Origin of the sequence: Halorubrum sp. CSM-61 (assembly GCF_003781945.1) — an archaeon.
Taxonomy (GTDB): Archaea; Halobacteriota; Halobacteria; order Halobacteriales; family Haloferacaceae; genus Halorubrum.
This window is the reverse complement of sequence record NZ_RJJW01000005.1, coordinates 40,327-60,404: the sequence shown is the minus strand read 5'-3', so window position 1 is coordinate 60,404 and position 20,078 is coordinate 40,327. Positions and strand designations below refer to the sequence as shown.

The 20,078-nt window shown below is 69.3% G+C and carries 24 protein-coding genes, 1 tRNA gene and 1 pseudogene; 9 read left to right on the top strand and 17 right to left on the bottom strand.

The window, feature by feature from the left end; translation table 11 throughout:
* Positions 1 to 14: 14 nt before the first annotated feature.
* Both EDM04_RS09965 and EDM04_RS09960 read left to right on the top strand, forming a co-directional pair.
* Positions 15 to 1,517, top strand: coding sequence for a sulfatase (locus tag EDM04_RS09965; RefSeq protein ID WP_123621645.1), 1,503 nt, complete (start codon positions 15 to 17; stop codon positions 1,515 to 1,517).
* Complete coding sequence (locus EDM04_RS09960) at positions 1,517 to 1,939, top strand: GtrA family protein (RefSeq protein ID WP_123621643.1); 423 nt, start codon at positions 1,517 to 1,519, stop codon at positions 1,937 to 1,939. The genes EDM04_RS09965 and EDM04_RS09960 overlap by 1 nt, the downstream gene beginning before the upstream one ends.
* 27 nt (positions 1,940 to 1,966) lie before the next feature.
* On the opposite strand, the gene EDM04_RS09955 is transcribed toward EDM04_RS09960, so the two are convergent.
* Entirely contained in the window at positions 1,967 to 2,668 is a 702-nt protein-coding gene (locus EDM04_RS09955) for a TVP38/TMEM64 family protein (protein WP_123621641.1), read from the bottom strand.
* A gap of 119 nt (positions 2,669 to 2,787) precedes the next feature.
* Between EDM04_RS09955 and EDM04_RS09950 the strand changes: the two genes are divergently transcribed.
* Complete coding sequence (locus EDM04_RS09950; RefSeq protein WP_123621639.1) at positions 2,788 to 3,780, top strand: phosphoribosyltransferase family protein; 993 nt, start codon at positions 2,788 to 2,790, stop codon at positions 3,778 to 3,780.
* A gap of 214 nt (positions 3,781 to 3,994) precedes the next feature.
* On the opposite strand, the pseudogene EDM04_RS19140 reads toward EDM04_RS09950, so the two are convergent.
* From EDM04_RS19140 to trmY, 6 genes and pseudogenes are all read right to left on the bottom strand, one after another.
* Positions 3,995 to 4,171, bottom strand: a pseudogene (locus EDM04_RS19140) (restriction endonuclease); the annotation flags it as partial.
* An 18-nt stretch (positions 4,172 to 4,189) separates the two neighbouring features.
* A complete protein-coding gene (locus EDM04_RS09935) occupies positions 4,190 to 4,501 on the bottom strand; it encodes a PIN domain-containing protein (protein ID WP_123621637.1) in 312 nt (103 codons plus the stop codon).
* Between the two features lie 77 nt (positions 4,502 to 4,578).
* Entirely contained in the window at positions 4,579 to 4,806 is a 228-nt protein-coding gene (locus tag EDM04_RS09930) for a hypothetical protein (RefSeq protein ID WP_123621635.1), read from the bottom strand.
* Between the two features lie 152 nt (positions 4,807 to 4,958).
* Positions 4,959 to 5,031 (bottom strand) — tRNA-Pro (locus EDM04_RS09925).
* 371 nt (positions 5,032 to 5,402) lie between these two features.
* Entirely contained in the window at positions 5,403 to 5,954 is a 552-nt protein-coding gene (locus EDM04_RS09920) for a CHY zinc finger protein (RefSeq protein WP_123621632.1), read from the bottom strand.
* Positions 5,935 to 6,582, bottom strand: coding sequence for a tRNA (pseudouridine(54)-N(1))-methyltransferase TrmY (trmY, locus tag EDM04_RS09915; RefSeq protein ID WP_123621629.1), 648 nt, complete (start codon positions 6,580 to 6,582; stop codon positions 5,935 to 5,937). Before trmY ends, EDM04_RS09920 begins: the two co-directional genes overlap by 20 nt.
* 50 nt (positions 6,583 to 6,632) lie before the next feature.
* On the opposite strand from trmY, the gene EDM04_RS18520 reads away from it, so the two are divergent.
* Entirely contained in the window at positions 6,633 to 6,776 is a 144-nt protein-coding gene (locus EDM04_RS18520; RefSeq protein WP_164471116.1) for a hypothetical protein, read from the top strand.
* Positions 6,777 to 6,813: 37 nt separating this feature from the next.
* Here the strand turns inward: EDM04_RS18520 and pyrF are convergent, their stop codons facing one another.
* The 4 genes from pyrF to EDM04_RS09895 form a co-directional block, all read right to left on the bottom strand.
* Positions 6,814 to 7,656 (bottom strand): orotidine-5'-phosphate decarboxylase, encoded by an 843-nt coding sequence (pyrF, locus tag EDM04_RS09910; RefSeq protein WP_123621627.1) that lies wholly within the window; start codon positions 7,654 to 7,656, stop codon positions 6,814 to 6,816.
* Between the two features lie 65 nt (positions 7,657 to 7,721).
* The gene (locus tag EDM04_RS09905; RefSeq protein WP_123621625.1) at positions 7,722 to 8,516 is read right to left on the bottom strand and encodes a class I SAM-dependent methyltransferase; all 795 of its coding nucleotides are present in this window, start codon (positions 8,514 to 8,516) and stop codon (positions 7,722 to 7,724) included.
* Positions 8,474 to 9,244: a hypothetical protein gene (locus EDM04_RS09900; RefSeq protein ID WP_123621623.1), complete on the bottom strand. Its 771-nt coding sequence runs from the start codon at positions 9,242 to 9,244 to the stop codon at positions 8,474 to 8,476. The genes EDM04_RS09905 and EDM04_RS09900 overlap by 43 nt, the downstream gene beginning before the upstream one ends.
* 118 nt (positions 9,245 to 9,362) lie before the next feature.
* The gene (locus tag EDM04_RS09895) at positions 9,363 to 10,397 is read right to left on the bottom strand and encodes an AI-2E family transporter (RefSeq protein WP_123621621.1); all 1,035 of its coding nucleotides are present in this window, start codon (positions 10,395 to 10,397) and stop codon (positions 9,363 to 9,365) included.
* Positions 10,398 to 10,488: 91 nt separating this feature from the next.
* On the opposite strand from EDM04_RS09895, the gene EDM04_RS09890 reads away from it, so the two are divergent.
* The 4 genes from EDM04_RS09890 (at position 10,489) to speB (ending at position 13,281) form a co-directional block, all read left to right on the top strand.
* Positions 10,489 to 11,688: an aminotransferase class I/II-fold pyridoxal phosphate-dependent enzyme gene (locus EDM04_RS09890; protein ID WP_123621619.1), complete on the top strand. Its 1,200-nt coding sequence runs from the start codon at positions 10,489 to 10,491 to the stop codon at positions 11,686 to 11,688.
* 1 nt (position 11,689) lies between these two features.
* A complete protein-coding gene (locus tag EDM04_RS09885) occupies positions 11,690 to 11,962 on the top strand; it encodes a hypothetical protein (RefSeq protein WP_123621617.1) in 273 nt (90 codons plus the stop codon).
* Positions 11,963 to 12,063: 101 nt separating this feature from the next.
* A complete protein-coding gene (locus EDM04_RS09880; protein ID WP_123621615.1) occupies positions 12,064 to 12,441 on the top strand; it encodes a translation initiation factor IF-5A in 378 nt (125 codons plus the stop codon).
* A 6-nt stretch (positions 12,442 to 12,447) separates the two neighbouring features.
* The gene (gene speB / locus EDM04_RS09875) at positions 12,448 to 13,281 is read left to right on the top strand and encodes an agmatinase (RefSeq protein ID WP_123621613.1); all 834 of its coding nucleotides are present in this window, start codon (positions 12,448 to 12,450) and stop codon (positions 13,279 to 13,281) included.
* A gap of 64 nt (positions 13,282 to 13,345) precedes the next feature.
* Here speB and EDM04_RS09870 read toward each other — a convergent pair whose 3' ends face one another.
* From EDM04_RS09870 to EDM04_RS09860, 3 genes are all read right to left on the bottom strand, one after another.
* On the bottom strand, positions 13,346 to 15,583 hold the full coding sequence (locus EDM04_RS09870) for a pentapeptide repeat-containing protein (protein WP_123621611.1): 2,238 nt from the start codon (positions 15,581 to 15,583) through the stop codon (positions 13,346 to 13,348).
* Between the two features lie 86 nt (positions 15,584 to 15,669).
* Positions 15,670 to 15,921, bottom strand: a complete 252-nt coding sequence (locus tag EDM04_RS09865) for a hypothetical protein (RefSeq protein WP_123621609.1) — start codon at positions 15,919 to 15,921, stop codon at positions 15,670 to 15,672.
* An 89-nt stretch (positions 15,922 to 16,010) separates the two neighbouring features.
* Positions 16,011 to 17,585 (bottom strand): amidohydrolase, encoded by a 1,575-nt coding sequence (locus tag EDM04_RS09860; RefSeq protein ID WP_123621607.1) that lies wholly within the window; start codon positions 17,583 to 17,585, stop codon positions 16,011 to 16,013.
* 81 nt (positions 17,586 to 17,666) lie between these two features.
* Here EDM04_RS09860 and EDM04_RS09855 point away from each other — a divergent pair, with 81 nt between their 5' ends.
* On the top strand, positions 17,667 to 18,116 hold the full coding sequence (locus tag EDM04_RS09855; protein ID WP_123621605.1) for a universal stress protein: 450 nt from the start codon (positions 17,667 to 17,669) through the stop codon (positions 18,114 to 18,116).
* A gap of 110 nt (positions 18,117 to 18,226) precedes the next feature.
* Here the strand turns inward: EDM04_RS09855 and EDM04_RS09850 are convergent, their stop codons facing one another.
* The 3 genes from EDM04_RS09850 to EDM04_RS09840 form a co-directional block, all read right to left on the bottom strand.
* Entirely contained in the window at positions 18,227 to 18,667 is a 441-nt protein-coding gene (locus tag EDM04_RS09850) for a response regulator (RefSeq protein WP_123621603.1), read from the bottom strand.
* Positions 18,668 to 18,768: 101 nt separating this feature from the next.
* Positions 18,769 to 19,572, bottom strand: a complete 804-nt coding sequence (locus tag EDM04_RS09845; RefSeq protein WP_164471115.1) for a hypothetical protein — start codon at positions 19,570 to 19,572, stop codon at positions 18,769 to 18,771.
* Positions 19,573 to 19,619: 47 nt separating this feature from the next.
* Entirely contained in the window at positions 19,620 to 19,991 is a 372-nt protein-coding gene (locus EDM04_RS09840) for a hypothetical protein (protein WP_123621599.1), read from the bottom strand.
* Positions 19,992 to 20,078 lie beyond the last annotated feature (87 nt).

The following is a 20,078-nucleotide window of genomic DNA, read 5'->3' as shown; positions in this document are numbered from 1 at the left end:
CTGACGACCCGGGTTTGAGCGGAGCAGACGCGACCGACTCGGCTTCCGCTGACTCGCCCTCGTCGGCGGACGGAGGGGTATCGAACGTCCTCCTCGTCACGATCGACTCGCTTCGAGCGGACGCGATCGCCCCCTACGACGACGATCGGCACTCGCCGGTGCTCTCGGAGCTGGCCGCCGACGGGACCGTCTTCGACCACTCGTTCGCGACCGGCAACTGGACCCCCTTCTCGTTTCCCTCGATCCTCGCCTCCGAGCCCGTCTTCGCCCGGAACGGCGATATCGGCGTGAAGGAGTCCCGGACGCTCGCGTCGGTGCTCTCCGAGGCCGGCGTCGCGACCGGCGGCTTCAACGCCGCGAACGGCTTCCTCACCTCCCACTGGGGGTATCCGGAGGGGTTCGACGAGTTCGAGCCGTTCGTCACGAGCGTCGGGTCGAGCCGCTACAGCCGGTACCTCGCGGCCCACCCGACGGTCGAGGCGTGGATACAGCTCGTCACGTCGCCGTTCCGCCGCCTCGGCTCCAAGGTCCGAGGCGACAGCGACGACCGACCGTTCCTCGACGCGTCGCGGATGTTCGACGTCGAGGACGCCGCGACCGACTTCGTCGACGACGCCGACGACCCGTTCTTCCTGTGGGTCCACTACATGGACACCCACACCCCGTACGTCCCCGCGCCGCGGTACATCCGCGAGGTCTCGGACGGGCTGGTCGGCACCCACCGGATGCTCCACGCCCACACGCGCACGAGCCTCGGGCTGGAGGTCGGCGAGCGGACCCTCCGCGACCTCCGGACCCTGTATCAGGCGACGGTGCGGCAAGTCGACGACAGCGTCGGCCGGCTGCTGGACGAACTCGAGGCGGAGGGAATTGCAGACGAGACCGCGATCGTCGTCGCCGGCGACCACGGCGAGGAGTTCCAGGAGCACGGTCACCTCGCGCACTACCCGAAGCTGTACGACGAGCTGATCCGGGTGCCGCTCATCGTGAACGTCCCCGGCGAGGACGGCGGTCGCCGCGTCTCCGAACACGTCGGGCTCGACGCGATCCCCCCGACCGTCGCCGACCTGCTCGACGTCGATGCCCCCTCCGAGTGGCGCGGCGAGTCGCTCGCGCCGGCGGTCACCGACGGCGAGTCGCCGGATCAGGAGCCGGTCGTCTCCGTCACCGTCCGGGGCGAGGAGGTGACCGAACAGCCGATCCCGCGGTCCCTGTCCGACGGCGACCTGCTCGTGAGCGTCCGCGACGACGAGTGGACGTACATCGAGAACGCCGACACCGGAGAGACGGAGCTGTACCACCGACCGTCGGACCCGACCCAACAGGAGGACCGCTCCGCGGACCCGTCCGACGAGGCGCTCGCGGTCGTCGAACGGTTCGCGCCGATCGCCGCCGAGCACGTGGCCGAGCTCCGCGACAGACAGGCGGACGCGGAGACGGCCGCCGGCGAGGACGGCCAGGACGAAGAGGTCGACGAGGACCTCGAGGCCCGCCTCGAAGCGCTCGGCTACCGGTGATGATCCGCGCCGTTCTGCGGAACCTCACGACCGGACCGATCGCGGTTCAGATGCGTCGGTTCGTCGTCGTCGGCGCGACCACCGCGGCGATCCAGATGGGGCTGCTGTGGCTGTTCGTCGACACGGCTGGGCTGAACTACCTGATCGGCGCGACGATCGCCATCGAGATCACGATCGTCCTCTCGTACGTGCTCAACAACGCGTGGACGTTCCGGGGGAGTCAGAACACGGGCACCGCCGAGTACCTCGGCGGCCTGTTCAAGACGAACCTCGTCCGCGGGACGGCGATCCCGATCCAGCTCGGCGTCCTCTACGCGCTCGTGGAGTGGGCGAGCGTCATGTACCTCGTCGCCAACGCGGTCGCCATCTTCCTCAGCGGGCTCTACCGGTTCGTCCTCGACCGGCACTGGACCTGGGGATGACCGCGGGATCACTGAGCCCCAAATCGTTCAGAAGGGGAGTCGCGGCTCGACGCCCGCGACGAAGTCCCGCACCGCCTCCTGTTTGTAGTAACCGACGACCGACGCGACGACGACGAGTGCGATGAGCGCTATCGCCGAGCGGAACTGCCCGCTCGCCAGTTCGCCGCCGGCGTAGACCGTGAACACGTACGCCGGCAGCCGACCGACGCTGATCACGGCGATGAAGGTCGGGAGCGACCACTTCGTGAGCCCGCTCAGAAAGCAGACGGCGTCGTCGGGCAGTCCGGGGATGATCACGAACGCGAACAGTCCCGGGACGCCGACCGTCTCGACGAACCCGTCGAAACGCGCGATCACGTCCTCATGGAGCACGTCCTCGACGAACGACCGGCCGTACCGCTTCGCGAGCGAGAAGGCGACCGCGCTACCGATCAGCACGCCCGTGAGGCTGTAGACGGTGCCAGCGACCGGGCCGAAGAGATAGCCCGCGACGAGGGCGACGACCTGTCCGGGGATCGGAGCGACGACGACCTGGAGGGCCTGCAGGGCGATGAACACGAGCGGGGCGAGGACGCCGAACTGTCGGAGCCACGCCCGCAGGGCTTCGACGTCCGTGATGAATCCCACGTACTCGTGCACGAGGAGGTAGAGAGCGACGAACGCGAGCGCCACGGCGACGACGGCGAGGATCCCCCGCCGCCGGTCCGACGCCGAGGCGAAGAGTTTCATTCGTGTTACACCGGGCCACCGGCGGACTTGAAAGTTGGCAAAGTCGCAGTTTGGGATCGCGGTCGAGAGCCCCGTTATAAACCGAATAATAATACTTGAGTTTCCCTTACCGTGTTCAAATGAACTACCGGACCGTCGAGGATCTCAACGCGGACACGCGCCGCTTAGCGCGAAACATCTCACGCGATATCGATCTGATCGCCGGGATCCCCAGAAGCGGACTCTTAGCCGCGAATCTCCTCTGTCTCCACCTCGACGTTCCGATGGTAGACATCGACGGCCTCTGTGCGGGGCGAACCTTCGACACCGGGTCGCGATACGAACACGGCAACGGCCTCGACGACGTCGATTCGGTACTCGTCGTCGACGACTCCGTGTTGACGGGCGGGCAGATGACGGAGACCCGCGAGCGGCTGGCGAAACAGGACTTCCCGTTCGACGTCACGTACGGTGCGGTGTACATCTCTCCGGAGGGGCACAAACACGTCGACTGTTGGGGCGAGGTCGTACCCGCGCCGCGCATCTTCGAGTGGAACATTCTCCATCACACGAGGCTCAGCGACTTCTGCGTGGACATCGACGGCGTGCTCTGTCGGGACCCGCTGTCGGAGGAGAACGACGACGGGGAGAACTACCGAGAGTTTCTCGCGACCGTCGACCCGCACTTCGTCCCCAAACAGCGGATCGGGTGGCTGGTGACGTCGAGACTGGAGAAGTACCGCCCCGAGACGGAGCAGTGGCTCGCCGAGCACGGCATCGAGTACGACACCCTCGTCATGATGGACGTGCCGGACATGGAGACTCGTCGGAAACTGGGTAACTACGGCCAGTACAAGGCGGACGTGTACGAATCGACGGGCGCGGACCTGTTCATCGAAAGCGATCCGAAACAGGCGGCCGCGATCCGCCGGAAAGCGAACCGACCGGTGTACTGCTACGAGACGAACGAGATGCTGAACCCGTCGTTCGTCGGGCGATCGCGACGGGCCGTCTCCGAGACGGTGTCCGGGTTTAAGCAGGAACCGGTGTTGTTCCCGGCGCGATCGGCCTACGAGTACGCTTCGCGGTATTACCATCGGGTAATGCGATCGAGGAAGTCGAAGGAGTGCTGAGGGGGACAATAGAGTCTCGGTAGTCGTTTCTCCAACCACGTTACCACTATTACCCTCGGCGGTATTCGTCCCGTAGATAGGTAGCCGCAACGAACGTATTCTCGAACGCTTCGCAGACGAGGGCGACACCGACGCCCGGGAGATCGGCTTCGATCTTACCGGTACTGTGAGCCCCCGCTGCGTCACCGAGCGCTGTAAGGTGTTGCTCGACGCCGAGCTCCTCGGCGCGCTCCTTCGTCTCCAGGTAGTTCTCCAAGTCGTCGGCCACGTCGTCGACAGCCGACAACTCGATCGCCTGCAGCCGATCGACGAGCGAGTTCGTCTTCGTCGCCGTCTCCCGGAAGTTCGCGAAGCCGCCCGCCGCGTCGACGGCATCAAAAACACTCGACTCTTACTCGGGTTCTACTGACTACTCCAGAACGGCTTCCGGTGGCTTCGCTCCGTGTCGATGGAGCTCGGTATCGAACGTCACCAGCGTCCCGTCGATGTGTGAGGCGCCGGCGAGCATGATCGCGTCCATCGCGGTCACGTACGTCTCTTCTTGGATCGCGTCGGCCTCCTGAATGAGGATCGAGCTGTGACTGACGGGATCAGCGTACGTCCGAACGGTGTTCTCGACTTTCTCGATCCGGCTTCGCTTGAAGTGGTACTTCGTCGCGAGGACGTTTCGAACCTCCATGAGGTTGTAGATGGAGGTGTAGAACTCTCGGTCGCTGTCCAATAGCGCTTACGCGAGATCGGATCGGTCGGTGTCACCGGTGACGATCGCGATGAAGACGTTCGAGTCGACGAAAAACGTCATACGTCTTCGCGCGATTCTCGAACGGCCTCGACAGGGTCGATCTCCGGCGAATCCTCGACGGCGAGTTCCGCGAGCGCTTCGCCGAACTTCAGATCCTCAGCGGGCCGACGATCGTCGTCCGGACGCCATTCCGAGCGTGACATGCCCTTCGGTAGGTGTGGCGGCGTTATAAATTTCCGCCGAGTACCAGCGTCGGCTACGGCCACCCGAAGGCCGTCGCTCATCGAGCGAAAGTGCGGGAGAAGTGGGCCGGCACGAATATTGAATCACAGTCGCAAATCGAAGATTTGCTCCCTGATTCAAATTCGCCCGGCGGCGATTTCACGCCCACTACGGACTCCTCGCTAGCGCTCGTCGTTGCGAAGTGGGGTGAAAATGGGCCGGCACGAATTTGAATCGTGGTTACGGCCACCCGAAGGCCGAAGGATACCAAGCTACCCCACCGGCCCGCACTCGACAGAAGGCCGTTCGTTCTTTTAACCTTTCCGAAAACGGGGGCGATCGAACCGCCTCGGCTGTATGACGGTGTAGGTTCTTGCAAACCGTCGATCGGCGGTGAACTCCTCCAAAGCCCCAGCCGCGAGGGCTCCCGCGACTCACTGCGGTCCTCACTCGGTCGCTTTCGCTCCCTCGTTGCGGTCCTTGCGTCGTCGGGGTTCGCCCTCGCGGCTGCCCCTTTGAGTCCCACCCCGCCCGCGCAGCACCGCAACCTCACCCCTCCCCAGCCTCGCGGCTCCCTTCGGTCGCCGCGTCCCTCGCGCGTGCTCCTCGCGGCCCGTAGGCCCGCTCGCAGGCACGCGCCACCCCACCGCGAAGTGGGTTATAAATCGTCGTCGTCGGTCCCAGACTTCTCCACCGACATCTCGAAGTACCGATCGCGGTGCGCCCGGCAGCCGGGATTGAACGCGGCACCACACTGAGGGCAGGCGTCGTCACCGGGCGACGCCCGGTTGCCCGAGGGACTCCGTCCCTCGCTGTCGTCGGGCTTCGCCCGACTGCCAGAGGCGCGGAGCGCCTCGCTGTCGCCGGACTGCGTCCGACTGCTAGAGCCGTGTTGCGCCTCACCGTCGCCGTCGAGGTACTCGCGTGCGGAGAGCGTCGCGCCGCAGACCCCACAGAGGACCGCCGGCTCGTCGAACCGATCGCGGGGCCAGGGCTCGGCCTCGTGGTCGGTCGCGGCGTCGTGGCACGCGTCGCAGGGGTAGTACGCCGCACAGCAGCCGAACCGGAGCGCGACCACGTCGACGGGGTCGTCCCAGTGGGCGCAGCGCGTCTCCGAGTCGACGGCGACGCCCCGGAGCGGGACCGCGAACCGGTCGTCGGTCGCGGGCGCGGTCGTCGTGCGCCGGTCGTCAGTAGGACTCGTACCCATCGGTGTCGAGCCAGTTGTGGACGACGGAGACGGTGTGGTCGGCGTGGAGCCGCTTCGGCCCGACGCGCACGCGGCGGTCCGCGCGGTCCGCGAGGAGGTCGCGCTCGGCGGGCGCGAAGTCGTTGTGGTCCGAGAGCACGAACACGGGGTCGGTCGGCGGCGCGGCGTCGACGAGGGGGTCGCCGTCCTCGTGGAGCTGGACGAGAGTCGGGTCGGCGTCGGCGGACCCGGCTCCTCGGCCGGATCCGCCGGCGGTCCCGGACCCGTCGAGCAGCCGGTCGAGCGTCGCCTCCAGTCCCATCCGGCGGAGCTCGACGCCGGGCGACACGTCGGCGGGCATGTGGCCGATCGCGTCGTCCTGTGCGTCGAGCGCGTCCCGGATCCGCGCGGCGACGTTGCGCTCGTCCGGGTGGAGGTGCCGGAGGCTGTTCGCGTCGAAGGTGACCGTGAACTCGTCGGCGGCGACGAGGTGGACCCGAACGCCCTCGCGGATCCCGTGCGAGAGGAAGACCCCGCCGGCGACGCACCGACAGAGGAGGTCGAGCCGGCCCGCGCCGGGGAGGTCCGACAGCGAGACCGCGTCCGGGTCGGTGGGCACGTCGTGGCCGATGACGACGAACTGGCGCATACGCGGGGGTCGCCCGCGACACTCATAAGCGACGCGGCCCAAGGAGGACCATGAGCGTCACCGGACTCTGTCAGGTGTGCGAGACCGCACCGGCCACCCACAGCTGTCCGCGGTGCGGGAACGCCGTCTGCGACGACCACTGGGACGACGCCACGGGGGCCTGCGCGACCTGCGTGCAGGGCCGCCAGCAGTGAGCCCGGAGGGCGCCGGCAGCGATTCGGCGCGCGTCCCCTACCGATACCGGTTCAGCCGCTTTTTCAGTCGCTTCGCGGCGTCGCCAGCGGCGCCGAAGTAGGTCCCCTCCTCTCCCGGCCGGCTCGACTCCTCGCCGGCGAAGATGATCCCCCGCGAGGAGTTGACGATCCCCACGTCGACTTCGGCGCCCGGGCGTGCCGCGAGCCCGTGCTCGACCGCGGCCTCCGCGTCGCCGCCCTGCGCCCCGACGCCGGGGACGAGGAAGGGTATCTCGGGGACGATCTCGCGGACCTCGGCCAGCTCCTCGGATGCAGTCGCGCCCACGACGAGTCCGACGTTGTCGTTCTCGTTCCACACGTCCGCGAGCGCCGCGACGCGCTCGTAGAGTGGCTCGCCGGAGGCGAGTTCGAGGTCCTGCAGGTCGCTGCCGCCCGGGTTCGAGGTGCGACAGAGGACGAACACGCCCTTCTCCTCGCGGTCGAGGAACGGCTGGAGTGAGTCGCGGCCGAGGTACGGGTTCACCGTGATCGCGTCGGCGCCGAGCCCGTCGTCGTCGAGCGCCTCGGCGTATTGACGGGTCGTGTTGCCGATGTCGGCGCGCTTGGCGTCTAAGAGGACCGGAACGCCCTTGCCGTGGGCGTAGGCGATCGTCTCTTCGAGCGCGCGCCAGCCGTCGGCGTCCTCGTAGAAGGCCGCGTTCGGCTTGTAGCAGGCGGCGTGCTCGTGGGTCGCGTCGATGATCCGGCGGTTGAACGCCCACCGCGGCAGGTCGGCGTCGGCGACGGCGTCGGGGAGGCGGCTCGGGTCGGGGTCGAGCCCGACCGAGACGACGCTGTCGGTCGACTCGATCCGGTCCGCGAGCGTCTCGAAGAAGCTCATGCCCGCCACTGCGTCCGGGGGCGCGCTAAACGTTGCGTTCCGTCCGGAACCCGGCAGTCGCCCCGTCACTCACCCCGATCGTCCGCGGATCCGTGACCGGCGCACATCGTGACCGTTCCGAACAGGTACCGCTCCTCGGTCACGGTCCCCGCGTTGTCGGAGAGCGCCCGGCACGCGGCCGCCGTCCGCGCGTCGAGCCGACCGAGCGGGTCGCCCCCGGCCACGTCGAACAGCCGACCGTTCAGGCGGGCGAACCCGGCGAGGGCGGCGTTCGCGGGGCGGCTCCCCCGCGGTGCGAACGCCGCGACGGCGACGCTGTCGGCCAGGTCACACCACCCGCTCACGACCGCGTACGGGTCCGGGAACAGCGACGTGACGAACGTCGCGAGGATTGCGTCGGCCGAGCGGATCGGCGGGTCGACGGCGTCGCCCCGCACGAACTCGACGTTCTCCCMCCCCCGCCGCTCGGCGAGCCCCTGCGCTCGCTCCAGCATCGCGCCGGTGAGGTCGACGCCGACGACGCGTCCGGTCGGGCCCACCGCCTCGCGCAGCGCCGGCACGTTGACGCCGGGACCGCAGCCGAACTCGACGACGGTGTCGCCGGGGTCGAGATCGAGCGCCCGGACGCACCCCGCTCGCACGCCCCCGACCGAGGCGGTCGCCCGTGCGAACCAGTCGTAGACCCGCGCCCACGCGGCGTAGCCGCGCTGAATCCGGTGTGCCACGGGTTCCGATTCGTCGTCGGCCGGCGGCGACTCCTCGCCGGAGTCCGACTGCGACCTCGTCCGCGTCGACCGCGACCCGCGACGGTCCCGGGTCACGAGCGGCCCCCGATCGCCGCCGGAGCGGTCTTCGGCCACCACAGCTCGGGACCGTCGCGCGCGACGGTGGAGTAGCACCGCTCGCCCTCGTCGCAGCCCCGCGGCCGCTGGTAGTCGATCCCCCGCTCCTCGAGGTAGGTCACGTACCCGTCGTCCACGCGGTCGAGCTTCTCGTGGCACACCCACTTCTCGCCGTAGATCCGGGACCCCGCGTTCCGGTACGGACAGGTGAACGTCGTCCGCTCGGCGCCTGCCTCGCTCTCGGTCTCGTCGATGTCGACGCCGACCGAGCGGTACGCCAGCCGGAGCCGCCGGACGACTCGCCTCGGCGACGACGCGCCGAGGAAGAGCCCGTGCGCGAGCACGTAGCCGAAGCCGTGGAGCAGCAGCTCGCCGCGGGTCAGGTCGTCGGGGTCGTCGTCGAGCATCGACCGCAGCGTCGCGTACCAGCCGGCGATCTCGGTCACCTCGGCGGCCGTCTCGTCGGCCGCCGCGAGCGCGCGCCGCCGCTCCGGAAGCGGCGCGGCGCCGTCCGAGAGCCGGAACGACGGCACCCCCTCGACGTGTTCGAGCACGTCCTCGCGGAGGACGTCGCCCGCGGCGTACGACTCGGTCAGCGCCGCGAGATCGGGGTACCACTCGCCGATCAGCCTGCCGTACGTCCCGTCGAGTAGGTCGTCGACGCGGTCGGCGGCGTCGTCGCCGTCGGGCGCCGGGGGGAACGCGTCGACGACCCGCCGGAGTTCGGCGGGGTCCGGTCCTGCCATGCGTCGACGTGGCAGGCCACGGACTTGAATCCGCAGGTCGGACGGCGCCCTCGAAGTCGGATACCAGACGGAGTCGGCGGCGGGAGTCGAGACTCGCGTCGCGTCGGTCCGACCGGTTCTACCGCGTTTCATCGTCGATCGCCCGACCTCCGACCTCCTCGACGCCGTCCGCCGCCGCGCCGCGCTCGGAGAGCATGTCGATCACTTCGAGCAGCAGCGACACGACGAGGGGACCGACGATGAGTCCGATCGCGCCGAGCGTGAGGATGCCGCCGACGAAGCCGACGAAGTACAGTCCCGGTGAGATCCTCCCGGTCCAGTCGGCGAGTTGGGTTCGGATCACCGCGTCGGGAAGGAAGGCGATGACGACGAGGCCGATCACCAGCACGGCGATCGCCCGTCCGGTCTCGCCGACGAGGAGGTCACCGGCCCCGAGCGCGACGACGAGGACGCTCGGCCCGACGACGGGGATGAACTGGAGAACCCCGGCGATGACGGCCAACAGCCCCGGCGAGCCGTAACCGAGGATCCGGAACACCGCGAACGCGAGGACGAACGTCCCCGCCGCCGTCGCCGCCTGCAGGACGTAGATCGAGTACAGCGTCTCCCGCGTCCGCTCGTGGAGCCGGGTCGGGATGTCGTGGTATTCGGGCGGGACCACGCCGAAGACGGCGGTTTCGACCGCCCTCGGCCGGTAGAGAATCCCGTACACGAGGAACGTGAAGACGACGAGCTCCAAGACGAGCCGCGGCGCCGCGGCCGCGATCCCCAGCGCGACCTGCCGAAGCCAGACCTCGGCGGCCGCCACGTACGGCACCGTCTCGATGACGAACTCGAACTCGCCCACGCTGATCGGGACGGCGTCAGGGATCTGTCCGAGGATCTCGATCAGCTCCGATCGCCGCCGATACAGCACGTAGAACAGCGGGACCACGAGGAGCACGGCGGCGACGAAGGCGACGACGGTGGTGACGACGCACGCGATCCGGCGGGACAGGCCCCGACCGACGAGCCGCCGACGGACCGGGTACAGGACGTACGCGACGGTGACCGCGAAGACGACGGTCCGCAGCACTTCCGCCAGCACGACCGCGGCGAGGGCGGCCGACACGACGAGCAGCGCGCCGAGTAGCCGCCCCCGGTTGAGAAGCATAGTCGGGACTCGCGTCCGCCGGCAAAAGTCGTTGCGGGTGGCGTTCCGGACGGACCGTAGCACCTAACCTCGCGCCCGCCCGAAAGCGGGTATGCGCATCGACCCGTTCGGCCTCGAACGCTGGTTCGCGGAGTACGAACACGAGGCCGACATCATGCTGGCCGAAAGCGGCGTCCGGTCGCTCGACGCGAGTCGGTTCGACCTCGACCCCGGGAAACTCGGCTACGTCATCCCGACGAACGGCGACCCCGAGTTCCGCGCGTCGGTCGGCGACCGCTACGGCCGGAGCGCCGACGAAGTGCTGTTCACCTGCGGGACCCAGGAGGCGAACTTCCTGACGTTCCTCTCGCTGCTCGGCGACGAGGGCGCCGTCGACGGGGAGGGGGGCGCCGTCGACGGGGAGGGGGGCGCGGACGACGGAGAAGGCGGGGCGGAGAGCCCGCCGTCCGGCGTCGGCTCCGGCACCCACGCGGTCGTCGTCACGCCCACGTATCAGGCGCTCCACGCGGTCCCCGACGCCTTCGGCGACGTGACCCGCGTCGAGCTGGAGCCGCCGGAGTGGGAGCTGGACCCGGACGCGATCGCCGACGCCGCCCGCGACGACACCGCCGTGATCGTCGTGAACAACCCGAACAACCCCACCGGTCGGTACCACGACGAGGCGGCGATGCGGGCCGTCTACGACGTCGCCGTCGATCGCGACGCGTACCTCCTCGCCGACGAGGTGTACCGCCTGCTCGCCGAGGAGCCGCGGCCGCCGGTCGCGAGCTTCGGGTCCCACGGCATTTCGACGACGAGCCTCACGAAGGCGTACGGTCTCGCCGGGCTCCGGTTCGGCTGGATCGCCGGCCCCGAGCCGGTCGTCGAGCGCGCGTGGCGCTGGAAGGACTACACCACCATCTCGCCGAGCCTGTTCGGCCAGCACGTCGCGAAGCAGGCGCTCGGGCGACGCGAGCCGAACATCCTGACGGAGAACCGCGAGTTGGCCGAGACGAACCGCGCGATCGTCGCCGACTGGCTCGATCGCCACGGCCTCGACTGGTACGACCCGGTCGGCGTCAACGGGTTCGTCACGGTGCCCGACGGGTTCGAGGACGGCGAGGCGTTCTGTCGCGCCGTCGTCGAGGAAGAGAGCGTCGTGCTCGCGCCCGGCGGGCTGTTCGGCTTCCCGGACCGCTTCCGGATCGGCTTCGGGCTCCCGACCGAGGAACTTCGAGAGGGACTCGACCGCGTGAGCCGCGTCATCGAGAGCCCGAGCCCGAGCGATCTCGGAGCGGAGGGAGGTGCCTGAAATGGGCTTTTTCAGCGACATCAAGGAGGACGTGGTCGGGTTCGTCCGCGACCCGACCGACGAGCAGAAGGCGCTTTTCGTCGCGGTCGTGGCGATGATGATCGCCGACCGCGCGCTCTGGTGGATCGACTTTCCCTTCGTCGTCCGGACGACCGCGGCGGTCGGCGTCGGGTTCCTCGGCCTCTTCGTCGCCAGCTACCTCCTCACCGGGCAGTTCGTCCCGCCGGACGGCGACGCCGACGAGGAGGAGTACGTCGACGAGATGGACCCCTGACCGGCTCGTCCATCCGGAGCTCCCACCTCCGATCTCGGACCGCCGATCCCCCGCGACGGCGTTCCAAACCGTTTATACCCGCCCCTCCGGAAGTACCGCTTATGCCGCGAGAGCAGAAGCAGGTTCGCGAACTGCAGGAGGGCAGCTACGTCATGATGGACAGCGCGCCCTGCAAGATCAATCACTACAGCACAGCCAAACCCGGGAAACACGGGAGCGCGAAGGCGCGCGTCGAGGGCAAGGGGGTCTTCGACGACAAGAAGCGCTCGCTCTCGCAGCCGGTCGACGCGAAGGTCTGGGTCCCGATCATCGAGCGCAAGCAGGGCCAGGTCGTCAACGTCAACGACGACGAAGTCCAGGTGATGGACTTAGACACCTACGACACGTTCACGATGCGCATCCCCGAGGGCGAGGAGTTCACCTCGGACGATAACATCGAGTACCTCGATTACGAGGGCCAACGGAAGATCATCGGGTAGTCGGCGATGTTTCCGGGAGCGACGACCGACCGCGAGGCTGCTTCGTACGTGGTCGTCGGCGCTCCCTTAGACGCCACGACCACGTTTCAGCCGGGCACCCGGTTCGGACCGGACCGGATCCGGCGTTTCGCCGAGACCTTCGACGACTACGACCGCAGGACCGACAGCGACTTCTCCGCGCTCGGCGTCGCCGACGCCGGCGACGTGCGTCCGTGGGACGACGTGGAAGCGTACCTCGACCACCTCGCCGCCGAACTGCGGAGCGTCACCTACGACGACGCCGTTCCCCTGACTCTCGGCGGCGAACACACCGTCACGCACGCCGGCGTCGAGGCGGTCGAGCCCGACGCGCTCGTCGTCTGCGACGCCCACCTCGACTTACGCGACGCCTACGACGGGAACCCGCTGAGCCACGCCTGCGTCACCCGACGCGCCCTCGACGACCTCGGCGTCGACCGCGCCGTGATCGTCGGCGCGCGCACCGGCTCCGAGACCGAGTGGGACCGCGCCGCCGACGCCGACGTGACCGTCGTGCCGCCCGAGGACGCCCGCGAGTGGATCGACGACTTCGGCGGAGAGGACGGGGACGCGTTCGCCGGCGAGTCGGTGTACTGCTCGGTCGACATCGACGGAGTCGATCCCGGCTTCGCTCCCGGGACCGGGACGAAAGAGCCGTTCGGGCTCGATCCGCGCGAGGTCCGCGACCTCGTCCGCGCGGTCGCGCCCGCGGCGGACGGGTTCGACGTCGTCGAGGTGAACGACCGCGACGACGGGCAGGCCGCGGCGCTGGCGGGCAAGCTCCTCCGGGAGTTCGTCTTCGCCCGCGAGGGCGGGCGGTAGGTCCGCGGCCGGACGCGGCGAGGTTGCCGCCGGCCCCCTCCTCCCCGGCAGACGACGCGCGGCGTCAGCGGTCGACCGACCGCGTCAGTGCGAACACGAACAGCGCCACGAGGAACGCCCCGAGGAACCCCTGTGCGGAGCTGAGGAGCCGGACCGAGAACGACTCCGCCGGCGCCGGGCCGACGATAAACGTGATGAAGCTCTGGAAGCTGAACAGCAGCAGCTCGCCCGGCACCTCGGCCGGGACCCCCAGCGCGGCGTACCCGCCGGCGAAGGCCACGACGACGGCGAGCGACGACAGCATGGTCCAGCCCGGTCGCTCGCCGTACCCCGCGGTCGCGTCCAGGACGGCGTTCGCGAGCCAGTCGTACGCGGCGAGGGCCCGGCCCGCGCCTCGCTTCGTCCGGACCGCCGCGGCGTGGCCGGCGCGGCGGTACCGCATCTCGCGCCTGAAGAACTCCGCGGCCGCGGTCGCGTCCCCGACGGCGTTGGCCCCCGTCTTCGCCTGTTGGTAGGTCGCCTCCAGTCGTCTCGGACCGGGATCGGACTCCGGGAGGTCGGCGGTGCCCTCGGGGTCGTGGAGCCGCCAGCCGGTCGATTCGAGCAGGCCGTGGTGGGGGCTGAACCGGAACCCGTCGAACTCGGTTCCGAGGAACCGAACCGCGGCGAGCGGCTCCACCGGCCCGTCGTCCGCGCCGACCCGGACGCGACCGATCCGGGCGTCCGCGAAGTCGTACGTCACCGTTCCGTCGCCGGGGTGGGCGATCCGGCCCTCGTCGACCGACGCCCGTCGCGCCGTCACGGTCGGCCGGTCGCCCGATCCGACCGGAGCGACGTCGCTGCGAAGGCGACCGACCTCGCTCTCGTCGAGGCGAACGTCGCCGCCGGCCCGGACGTTTTCGAACCCGGCGAGGTGGTCGAACCGAACGGATCGGGCGTCGATCCCCTCGTCGAGGCGTGCGCCGGTCGCGTCGACGGTGTCGCCGAACGTGGTCCGGCTCGCCGTCTCCGGGTCGTGAAAGGCGACCGGCCCCTCACACGCGACCCACCGGAGGTCGACGCCGGACCGGCACTCCGTCCCGGCCAGCGTCAGCTCCGCTCCGAACCGCGTCGCCCGGGCTCGCTCCCCGCCGTTACAGTCGATCTCGCCGTCGACGACGGCGCCGTCGATCGAGACCGCGCCGTCGAACTCGCAGTCGACCATTGAGAGCGGACCGCCGATCCGGGTCGCGGTCGCGGAGAGGGGTGCGCTCGTCTCCGTCCGGTCGAGGGTCGCCCCGCGCGCGAGCTCGGCGCCGTCGAGCCGTCCGCTCCCGGACACCGTCGCGTCCGCGACGTAGAGCCGTCCGTCGAAGACGGCCTCGCGGAAGTCGAACCCGGCCTCGAACGTCGCTCGCTCGAAGTCGACGGCGCCGTCGAACCGCGTCTCGGTGCTGTGCTGCTCCGGGTGGAACTGGACCGGCGCGCCGAACGTCGCGTACCGGAAGTCCGTCGAGCCGTTGACCGTGACGCCCTTGAAGACGACCGGACCGTCGACGGTCATCCCGTGGGCCGCGCTCGCGTCGTTCCCGTTGAACCCGTCGCCGAAGGTGCTGCCGGTGAACGCGAGCGCGCCGTCGACCGACGTCCCCATCGCGCGGACCTCCCCCTCGAAAGTCGCGTCGGCCGCGAGGACGGAGCCGCCGACCGCGACGCTGTTCAGTTCGGTCCGCTCGTCGACCCGGACGAGGTTCGCGCTCACCATGTCGTCGATTTCGGCGTCGCTGAGTGCCAATCGACCCAGGTCCGCCCTCGTAACGCTGAACGAGCCGTCGACCGTCGCGAACGCGAAGTCCGCGACGCCGTCGACGCTCGCCTCAACGAGGTCGACGCTCGCCGCCCGGAGTGCCTGACAGCGGAGGTCGCCGAGACACGTTAGCCCGGCCGCCTCGAAGTCGCCGTCGACGGTCGCACCGTCGAACCGGAGATCGCTACCGACGGTCGCGCCGCCGATCGCCACCTCCCCGACTTTCGCGTCCGCGAGATCGATGGCGTGAGACCGATCGGCGGCGAGCAACGTCCCCGCCGGAAGCGAGAGCCGCTCGATCGTCGCGCCGTGAAAGCGGCGCCGGCGCGGGTCCGACTCCCCGGCCGCGACCGCCGCCTCGAACGCCGCGGTGACCGCCTCCGGACTCGGATCGCCCGCGGGCCGATGGAACGCGCACCGATCGCCGCCGTCCGTCGGGTGGGGACACTCCCAGCCGGCCGGCGCCGCATCGGCGTCCTCGTGAACGTACTCGCACCGACCCTCCGTCTCGGTCATGGCGGGGGCAACGGCGACCGCCCGAATAAAAATTCGCACCCGCGGCGCGGATCGCCGGTCCCGGTCCCGACTCCCGGAGCGGCCGATCAGGACACCTCGGAGAGCCGCCGTCGCACCGCGGTCACCGCCGCTACGGCGTCGATCCACTCGCGAGGGTCCGTACACCAGATGCGGTCGCCCTCGACGCTGACGCAGAACACGGACTCGCTGGAGGGAGCGAGGGTGACTCCGTCGACGTCGGGGCGGTCGCCGAGGTAGGAGTCGATCAGACGTCGTGCGGTCTCGGCCTCGGACCGGAGGCGACTGCCGGCGGCGTACTCGATGGCGATCTCGGCCATGCCTCCGCGTAGGACCTACACGATTAATAACTACCGTCTTCTGGCAGCGCTTGCGGGGTTCCGGGACGGGTGTCGATCGACGACCGCGCTCACCGCCCGTCGTACACCACGTCGCCGTCGACGACCGTCATCGCGACGTCGATCTCTCGGATCGCCCCCGGCTCCTCCCACGGCGACGCGTCGAGGACGGCGAAGTCGGCGCGCTTTCCGGGCTCGACCGTGCCGAACCGGTCCTCGTCGAAGCCCGCGTACGCCGCGCCGCGGGTGTACGCGCGCAGGGCCTCGGTCACCGCGAGCCGTTGTGCCTCGGCCGGGGCGTTGACGGCGTGGTGCACGCCGAGTACGGGGTCCATCGGCATCCCGTCGGAGCCGAACGCGAGCTGGACGCCGGCGTCGAGCATGTCGCGGTAGCGGTTCGTCGCGGCGGTGCGTTCCGGTCCGAGACGCGCCTCGTAGAGCCCGTCGTCGCCCGCCCACTTGAGGAAGTTCGGCTGGACGCTGGCGACGACGCCCGTCTCCGCGAGCCGCTCGATCGCGCCATCGTCGGCGAGTTCGACGTGTTCGATCCGGTGGCGCGCCTCGCCGGGATCGGTCTCGGAGGCCGCCTCGTAGGCGTCGAGGACGGCGTCGACCGCCTCGTCGCCGATGGCGTGCGCGGTGAACTGGTAGCCCGCCGCGGTCGCGTCCGCGACGGTCGCCGTCAGCTCCTCCGGGCCGACGACCCACTGGCCCGTTTCCTCCGGGTCGTCCGCGTACGGTTCGGAGAGCCGCGCGGTCCGCCCGCCGAAGCTCCCGTCGGTGTACGACTTGATCGCGCCCGTCTGCACCACGTCGCCGCCGGCGTTCGTGGACAGGCCGACCTCGCGCAGCGCGTCGAGGTGGTCGCTCCAGTAGTTGATCCGGACGCGCGCGGTCAGTTCGCCGTCGGCGTCCATATCGCGGTAGACGCGCGGGGCGTGGGAGTTCCGGACCATGTCGTGAAAGCCCGTGATCCCCTTCGCGGCGCAGTCGTCGAGCGCGGCCGCCACGATCCGGCGGGTCGCTTCCGGGCCCGGCTCGACCGCCTCGTAGACCGGGTCGATCGCGCTCTCCAAGAGGACCCCCGTCGGCTCGCCGGCGTCGTCGGTCGGCACCGTCTCGTCGGGGACGTCCGCCAATTCGTCCGAGAACCGATCGAGGACGACCCCGTTGACCGCGGCGACGTGCATGTCCTCGCGGAACGCCGCGACCGGGCGCTCCGTCGAGACGCGGTCGAGGTCCGCGCGGGTCAGGTAGCGGTCCTCGTCCCACGCCGATTCGTCGTAGCCGTAGCCGAGCACCCAGTCGGTCGCGGGGTCGTTGTCTTCCCCTTCGATCTCTGCCGCCCGCTCCACCAGCAGATCGACCGCCTCGTCGGGCGAGTCGGCGACCGAGAGGTCGGCGTGGACGAGGTAGCGCCCGACCGTCGTCAGGTGGGTGTGCGCGTCGACGAATCCGGGGATGAGCACGCGCCCGTCGAGGTCGATCACCTCGGTGTCGACGCCCTCGAGGAACCGAACCTCGTGGCTCCGGCCGAGCCGGACGACTCGGCCGTCCCGCACGGCGACGGCCTCGCGGGTCTCGTCGGGGGTCGCGAGCGTGTGTACCTCCCCGTTCACGAACAGGCGATCCGCGGCGTCGGTCATGGCCGATTCCGGGGGTGGCAGCGTGGTAAGCGTTCGGGAAACGGCGACCGATTTATTCGGTGGCGGGAGAAATTTCCGCGTATGTACGACCGGATACTGCTCCCCACGGACGGTAGCAAGGGCGTCGACCGCGCGATCGACCACGCGGTCGACGCCGCCGAGCGCTACGGCGCGACCCTCCACGTGCTCTACGTCGTCGACAGCGACGTGGTCAACGCGTACTCCGGCGACGAGTTCGTCGACGGCTCGGAGGGCGCATCCGAGACGCTCGAGGAGCGCGGCCGCGAGGCGCTCGAGGAGGTGGCCGCGCACGCTGCCGACGCGGGCGTCGACGCCGTGACCGGACTGACGTACGGGGTCCCCCACGAGGAAATTCTCCAGTACATCGACGAGGAGGACATCGACCTGACGGTGATGGGGTCGAAGACCCGCTCCGGGAACTACCGCCGGATGCTCGGATCCGTCACCGAGCGCGTCTCGCGGCAGTCGACCGCGCCGGTGAGCATCGTGAAGACGACGGTCTCGGAGTAGACGAGCTCACCGAGCCCGTCGAAACCCACCGTAGTCGGGGCTTCCGTCCGCAGTCGCTCAGTACGAGTGATCGAGTCATCCGTGATCGAGCATCCGGGAGGCCGTCCCTATCACTCTGCTCGTAGCACTGCCAACTCGAACCCCTCGAACGAACGAACCACGTCGAGGAACTCGAGGGGGTCGATCGGTTTCTTGAGGACCGCGTCTTCGTCCGCGTCGTGATCGAGGTTATAGGACTCGATGAGGTCCTCGTTCATTCCGGTCAGGACGACCACCGGGGTGTCCTCCAATTCGGGGTGGTGTTTGATCTCGTGTAGCACGTCTTCACCGTCCACTCTCGGGAGTTTCAGATCGAGTAAGATGACGTCCGGTCGGGGCGCGTCCGCGTACTCGCCGCGTCGGTAAATGAAGTCGAGCGCTGCCTGACCATTGGTGATCGTGTGGAGTTCGTTCGCGATGTTGCCATCGGAGAAGGCCTCCTCGATGAGGCGAACGTCGCCCGGATTGTCCTCTACCAGCAGGATGACCGCTTCCGATGACTCGGGGTCCATTACGTATCAACTCGGGGTAACAACTATAAGGAATTTTGGAGACGTGTCCCCCGAGGAGAACGTCTGACCGCCCGCGCCGTCTCTCCCGCTCGGAGAGCGGCTCACCCCTCTATCGTCTGTTCGAAGATCGTCTCGCCGTCGGCACAGGTGAGCGCGACGACCTGCTGTGAGGAGCAACACGACGGCACCGCGTTTTCGGACATCGACACCGCGCTCCCGGTGGTCGGGCACTTCGGAACGAACAACCGGAGTCCGGTGAGGAGCTGAGAACGCTCTTTCGCGGTGGACTCCCCCCACCACGGGAGGTGTGCGTCGAGCACGGCCGCCCCCGTCGCGTCGGCGCGCATCGCGGCCTCCGAGGGCCACCGGCCGATCCACCGCCCGTCACACGAGAGCTCCACGCCGGCCTGATCGGTGGTCATCTCAACCGAACTGCTCCTCTCGACGGCGGGCGACAAGGCAGAGAGGGTAGCCGCCGTGACGCCGTCGTACGACTCGATCTCTGCGTTCCAGCGCTCTCGGGCCCGATCGGTGAGACACAGGTCGTCGCCGTCGTCGCAGACTCGCAGCACGCCTTCGGACAGGAGGATCCGCTCGGTGTCGAGGTCGCCCGCGTCGTCGTCGGGTCCGCTCGCGCTCTCCGGCGGGGTCGGTCCCTTGTCGAACCAGCGGAGCACGCGCGCCGGCAGATACCGTTCGGTCAGCGTCGGCGTGCCGGGGACGAGATACCCGCGCAATCCGATCGCGGCCGCCGCGACGCCCAGTACCGCACACGCGAGGTAGAGCGATTCGACTGCGGCGATCGCCGCCAGCGCGATCGCGATCGCGGCGTTGACGATCGTACACGGGAGACACCGGTTGTCCCCCGTGTACCGCGGATCCCGAATCGACTCCACGTAGCGCATTCCCCTCCCTCGGCTGACTCGATACGGCGGTATAATTGTTTCTCCGATCAGATCGCGCCGAGCGTCCGGACGAAGGGGACCCCGACCGCGTCGGTGACGCCCGCGAACGGGAGCACCGCCAGCACCAGCACCGCCGACGCCCAGGCGACGAACCCGACGATCCCGGCGTGGACCCACGAGGTCCCGTAGCGCGCTCGGATGACCCAGACCCACGCGAGAAGCGGGAGGAAGTCGCCGATCAGCGGGACCCACGAGAGGAAGAAGGCCGTGAGTCCCCAGACGATCGCTCCGATGAGCGCCGTGAACACGGCGTGGCTGTAGTCGCGCGTGCCGGTGACGACCGCGGCGGCGATGAAGATGGCCAGCCCGCCGACGAGCAGGCCGATGGCGAACGTGATCGCCGATCCGATGAGGCTCATGGTCGCCCGTTTCGAGGCGAACCACTTGGGGGCGTCGACAGGTGGTCGGAGACCCGTCTCCGCGTCGAAACGCGGGGCGTCTCCTTG